Here is a 5,587-nt window from a genome sequence, read left to right as displayed (position 1 = left end):
TGGAGCCCATGATCGGAGTCGAACCGATGACCTCACCCTTACCAAGGGTGTGCTCTACCAACTGAGCTACATGGGCAAAAACTTCAACATCGGGCAGTGGCACCGGAACACATTTCCCGGCGTCCGCCGCACCTGACCGCTTCTATGGAGCGGGTGATGGGGATCGAACCCACACCATCAGCTTGGAAGGCTGAGGTTCTACCGTTGAACTACACCCGCGTGGCGCTCTGAGGGCCGCGCGGCATCCTACTGGTGGATCATCCGGCCGCCGTTCACCGAAAACCACATCGCCGAAGCAGCGCCGATTGGGCAGCACACTCTTTCGGCTCCATTGCCTAAATGGTGGAGGGGGGAGGATTCGAACCTCCGAAGGCTGAGCCGTCAGATTTACAGTCTGATCCCTTTGACCGCTCGGGAACCCCTCCGAATCGAGCGACACAGTATAGATGGCTTGCTGGGGTGCGTCAAGCCGGATTTGTCCAACAGGGAGTGTTGCGAGAGAACTGATATATTTCAATCCCCGCGCGGGGCGCACCGTACCATACTGTGCGCCCTGCTTGGCGGTAACCGGCTTGGGCATGCGGCCGTGGGGCCGCTAAGCACCTCCCGGGGCCGGGCGCGGCCGCCAGACAATCCATGCTAAATCAATGAAAAAAAACGGGAGTCTTCGATGGATGTGACGATATTCGGCAGCGGTTATGTCGGCCTGGTGACGGGGGCCTGCCTCGCCGAGGTGGGCAACAATGTGCTCTGCATTGACGTCGACCCGCACAAGATCGAGCTGCTCAATAGCGGCGGGGTACCGATCTTCGAGCCCGGTCTGGACGACATGATTCAGAAGAATCGCGCGGCGGGTCGCCTGAATTTTTCGACCGACGCCGCGGCCGGGGTGCGGCACGGGCTGTTTCAGTTCATCGCCGTGGGCACGCCGCCGGACGAGGACGGGTCCGCGGACCTCCAGTATGTGCTGGCGGTGGCCCAAACCATCGGCGAGCAGATCGACTCTTACCGGATCATCGTCGACAAGTCGACCGTCCCGGTCGGCACGGCCGACAAGGTGGCGGCGCGGGTCGCACAGACGCTGGCAGCGCGCGGCGTTGCGGCGGATTTCGATGTAGTGTCCAACCCCGAGTTCCTGAAAGAGGGGGCCGCCATCGAGGACTTCATGCGCCCGGATCGGATCATCGTCGGCACCGACAACCCGCGCACCGGCGAGTTGCTGCGGGCGCTGTATGCCCCCTTCAACCGCAGCCACGACCGCGTCATGCTGATGGACGTGCGCTCCGCCGAGCTGACCAAGTACGCCGCCAACGCCATGCTCGCCACCAAGATCAGCTTCATGAACGAGCTGTCGAACATTGCTGAGGCGGTCGGTGCGGACATCGAAAAGGTCCGGGTCGGGATGGGCTCAGACCCGCGCATCGGCTACCAGTTCATCTATCCCGGGTGTGGCTACGGGGGCTCCTGTTTCCCGAAGGACGTCCGCGCCTTGGAGCACACCGCCCGGGCACTGGGCTACCGGGCCGAGTTGTTGCAGGCGGTGGAGGCGGTCAACTTCCGCCAGAAGGAGGTCCTGTTTAAGAAGATCTCGGACTACTTCGGCGGCGACCTCAAAGGCCGCACCCTGGCCCTCTGGGGCTTGTCATTCAAACCGAACACGGACGACATGCGCGAGGCCTCCAGTCGCACCCTGATGGAGGCCCTGTGGGTCGCCGGGGCCAAGGTGCGCGCCTTCGACCCGGTCGCGATGCAGGAGGTCCATCGGATCTATGGCGACCGGCCCGATCTCACGCTGGCCAAGGACGCGCTGCTGGCCCTTGATGGGGCCGACGCTCTGGTGATCCTGACCGAGTGGAGTCAGTTCCGCAGCCCCAGCTTCGAGGCCATCAAGGCCGCGCTCAAGCATCCGGTGATTTTCGACGGCCGCAATATTCTGGACCCCCGCGTGGCCACGGCCGCCGGACTGACCTACCTCTCCATCGGACGGGTGCCGGCCACGCCGAGCTGAGCGACGACGGATTCAGCAGGCGGGGGCGGGAGCCTCCTGCCTTGCCCCCGGTGACAAGGCTTGTGGGACTAACTGCGTGGGTGGCGCGGCCAATCCCGCGCAACGCTCCAGGGGGTTCCCTGGGCGTGCGCAGCCTTGGTGATTGCCGGGTAGGCGATTGTCAGGTTGGTCAAGAAGGTGGGGGTGCAAACAGCTCCGCAAGTCGGTCAGTTGGTCGTGGTGCGCCAGCGGACCTGCGCGATCACGGACAGCATTCCCGCGGGTCTTGCGGGCTCGCCCCTGATCGCGCGCTCGTGCGTCGTCTTCCAGGCCGACGGCAAGGCCCTGCAATCGCCCTGCCGTAGCCGTATCGACGACTGACCTCGTCAAGACATCCATGAGCCGCTGTCCGAGTAGGCGGGTGCGTTGCGAAACAGGTTGCCGCATCCGCGTTGCTTTCGTTCGTGCAGTACTCTGGCATGTCGGCGCAGGCGTTGAATACTGTCTATGCCATGTTATCGATGTGTTCCGCCAGCTGGAAGTCATTGCTGCTTAATCCGCCAGCCTCGTGTGAGCGCAGTTGGATGCGTACCGTGCCGTAGACGTTGAACCATTCTGGGTGATGATTCAGTCGCTCGGCTATCAACGCAACTTTGCTCATGAAGCCAAATGCGGCGACGAAGTCGTTGAACTCAAGTGTTCGCGTGAGCTTGCCATCTTCAATGGACCACAGTGGTCGACTGGGTAGCAGGGTTTCTATTTCCGATGTTGTGAGTTTCTGCATTTTAGACATAATCAGCTCCTGGTTCGGGCGGTGGGCTTTGTTGGCCTTGATCATCATTCCGGCCAACGGCCGTTTTCTTCATCGTTCGGATGTCTATCGCGCAGGTCCAGGGTCAGGTCTTGACAGGATGACCTTCAGCGGCGCTTGGGCCGCCGCGACGACGCGGGCCGCGGTTTGTTGGATCGCGGAATCAGTCAGCATCACAGAAGTTCCTTGAGTCTTCTTTAGGGTTCGTCGCTACCCCTTACGTTCCTGGTGTCAATAAACCGTAGGTTGGGGTGACGAAGTAACCCCAACGCAGAGGAGGCTAATTCGCGGACGTGCGAATGGAGGGATGGCAAAGCCGGTAACTCGCGATTCAACGAATGCTGAAAGTGTTGAAGGAATGCAAGAGTTTCGGATTTCTTCATTTGCGAAGTCTGACACACCAACGGTGCAGGCACTTACCGGACAAATACTTTGTGTTGCCACCGGGATCGTGCCAAGAAAAGATCATTGCAGTTCTGCCGTGGGTTACAAATATCGGTCCACCGCCCGCCGACTATAGGGGTCCAGGTGTCGGGTATCGGGCACCAGATAACGTACCCCCTGTGAGTCCTGAATCATCGCACTATACGGCCCAAGTCGGCGCACATCATCCTCGGTCTTGAGTACAAAGCGCGTATGTCCGCGGTCGGTGTCGACCTCCCATTCGGCGGGCTCCAGATAGCTGGAGACCAGGATCACGCGCCGGATCTGCGGGGCGAACTCCCGTTGCGCGAGCTCATTCTCCAGGATGTCGCGGACCGCGCCCGGCAGGGTGCTCAGGTCCTCGATGCAGCGCAGCTCGCGCCCCTGCGCATCGCAGATCACCACCCAGTGCGTCGGGTCGGTGATGGGGTAGGCACGTACCGGCACCGCATCCACGTATTCGTGGCCGGTCGCATCAACGTAGACGAGCCGGCCGAAGGGGTCGATCCGCAATTGGAAGTCGGGGTCTGACTGGATGGTCTCGATCATGCTGGTGCGCTCCTGAGCCTAAAGCGTCAAATGCTGCTTCGCCTGTTCCAATTGCGCATGGTAGAGCCGCGCATAGGCACCCTTCTGTTCCAGCAGGGCCTTGTGGGTCCCCACCTCGATGATGCGCCCGCGCTCCAGGACCACCAACCGGTCGGCGCGGCGCAGGGTGCTCAGGCGGTGGGCGATGGCGATGGTGGTGCGGCCGTGAGTCAGATTGTCGATCGCGCCCTGGATCTCGCGCTCGGTCTCGGTGTCGACCGAGGAGGTGGCCTCGTCCAGGATCAGGATCTGGGGGTCGGTCAGGAGCGCCCGGGCGATGCTGATGCGCTGGCGTTCGCCGCCGGACAGTGACTGACCGCGCTCGCCGACCAGTGAGTCGTAGCCGTCGGGCAGGCGCAGGATGAACTCGTGCGCACTGGCCGCGCGGGCGGCCGCCATGACCTCGGCGCGGCTGGCGCTCGGGCGGCCGTAGGCGATGTTCTCCGCGATGGTGCCAAAGAACAGGAAGGGCTCTTGCAGCACGATCCCGATGTTGCGCCGATAGGCCTCCACCGGGAAGGCGCGGATGTCGACCCCGTCGACCAGGATCTGCCCCTCGGCCACGTCGAAGAAGCGGCAGATCAGGTTGACCAGCGTGGTCTTGCCCGCGCCGGTGTGGCCGACCAGGCCCACCATCTCGCCCGGGCGGACGGTGAAGTTGATGTCGTGCAGGACACGCCGCGGCCCGTATTGGAAGGATGCACCGCGGAACTCGATGGCCCCCGACACCCGCCCCGGCGCCACCGGGTGCAGCGGCTCCGGGACGCTGGGGACGCGATCGAGGATCTCGAACACCCGGTGGGTGGAGGCGGCCGCCCGCTGGACGGCGCCGACCAGCCGGCTCAGGGTCTCAAGGCGTGCGTAAAAGCGGCCGATGTAGGCAACGAAGGCGGTCAGCACGCCCACGGTCACATGGTCCTGGCCAACCTGCCAGACCCCGAAGGCCCACACCACCAGCAGCCCCAACTCGGTGAGAAAGGTCACGGTCGAACCGAAGAAGGACCACAGCACGTTCACTCTGGTGTTGGTGGTGAAGACGTGCTCGTTGGCCTGGTTGAAGCGCTCGATCTCGCGCCGCTCCTGGGTGAAGGCCTTCACCACGCGGATGCCGGGGATGGTGTCCGCCAGCACGCTCAACATATCCGCCCAGGCGACGGCGCTGCGCTCGAAACCGTGGCGCAGGCGTGAGCGCACCCGGTGGATCAGCCAGGCGATGATGGGGAAGGGGGCCAGCGTGACCAGTGCCAGGCGGGGATCAATCGTCAGCAGCACCACGGAGACCATCAGGATGGTCAGGATGTCATTGAGCAGATCGAGCAGGCTCACGGACAGGAAGTAGCACAGGCGCTCGGTGTCGGTGCCGATGCGCGACATCAGGTCCCCGGTGCGTTTGCCGCCGAAGAACTCCAGCGACAGGGTCTGGAGGTGCGCGTAGGTGTGGTTGCGCAGGTCCGCGCTGATACGCTCGCTCACTGCGGCCATCACATAGGTTCGTCCCCAGCCCAGCAGCCAGGCGAGCACCGCCGCGCCGCCCAGGCCGGCCAGATAGAGGCCAGCCAGGTGGTAGTCCAGTGGCGCGCCGGTGCTCTGGTGGGGGATTAGCACCTTGTCCAACAGCGGCATGGTGAGATACGGCGGGACCAGGCCGGCGGCCGTGCAGGCGAGCATCAGCGTGAAGCCCAGAATGATGAGCCCGGCCTGGGGGCGGGCGAAGCGCATCACCCGCCACAATGAGCGGCCCGGCGGCGGCAGCGGTGGGGCGGCGCAAAAGACACAGG

Annotated in this window: 5 protein-coding genes and 3 tRNA genes; 2 read left to right on the top strand and 6 right to left on the bottom strand. The window is 63.6% G+C overall.

The genetic code is table 11. The annotated features are described in order from the left end of the window. From QZY44_RS07490 to QZY44_RS07480, 3 genes are all read right to left on the bottom strand, one after another. Positions 1–76: transfer RNA gene (locus tag QZY44_RS07490), tRNA-Thr, on the bottom strand. A gap of 69 nt (positions 77–145) precedes the next feature. Next, positions 146–219 (bottom strand) — tRNA-Gly (locus QZY44_RS07485). 121 nt (positions 220–340) lie between these two features. Then, positions 341–425, bottom strand: a tRNA-Tyr gene (locus QZY44_RS07480). 245 nt (positions 426–670) lie between these two features. On the opposite strand from QZY44_RS07480, the gene QZY44_RS07475 reads away from it, so the two are divergent. Together QZY44_RS07475 and QZY44_RS07470 are read left to right on the top strand one after the other, a co-directional pair. Continuing rightward, a complete protein-coding gene (locus QZY44_RS07475) occupies positions 671–2,008 on the top strand; it encodes a UDP-glucose/GDP-mannose dehydrogenase family protein (RefSeq protein WP_295444446.1) in 1,338 nt (445 codons plus the stop codon). Between the two features lie 183 nt (positions 2,009–2,191). Then, the gene (locus QZY44_RS07470; RefSeq protein ID WP_295444443.1) at positions 2,192–2,368 is read left to right on the top strand and encodes a hypothetical protein; all 177 of its coding nucleotides are present in this window, start codon (positions 2,192–2,194) and stop codon (positions 2,366–2,368) included. Positions 2,369–2,492: 124 nt separating this feature from the next. On the opposite strand, the gene QZY44_RS07465 is transcribed toward QZY44_RS07470, so the two are convergent. The 3 genes from QZY44_RS07465 to QZY44_RS07455 all read right to left on the bottom strand — a co-directional run. Next, positions 2,493–2,828: a 4a-hydroxytetrahydrobiopterin dehydratase gene (locus QZY44_RS07465; RefSeq protein WP_295444438.1), complete on the bottom strand. Its 336-nt coding sequence runs from the start codon at positions 2,826–2,828 to the stop codon at positions 2,493–2,495. Between the two features lie 456 nt (positions 2,829–3,284). Then, positions 3,285–3,770, bottom strand: a complete 486-nt coding sequence (locus QZY44_RS07460; RefSeq protein ID WP_295444436.1) for a DUF1854 domain-containing protein — start codon at positions 3,768–3,770, stop codon at positions 3,285–3,287. Positions 3,771–3,788: 18 nt separating this feature from the next. Continuing rightward, positions 3,789–5,587: ABC transporter ATP-binding protein (locus QZY44_RS07455; RefSeq protein ID WP_295444433.1), on the bottom strand; the 1,799-nt coding region annotated here is incomplete at its 5' end.

The organism is uncultured Thiodictyon sp. (assembly GCA_903837595.1).
Classification (GTDB): Bacteria; Pseudomonadota; Gammaproteobacteria; order Chromatiales; family Chromatiaceae; genus Thiodictyon.
This window is presented reverse-complemented; position numbering and strand designations above follow the sequence as displayed.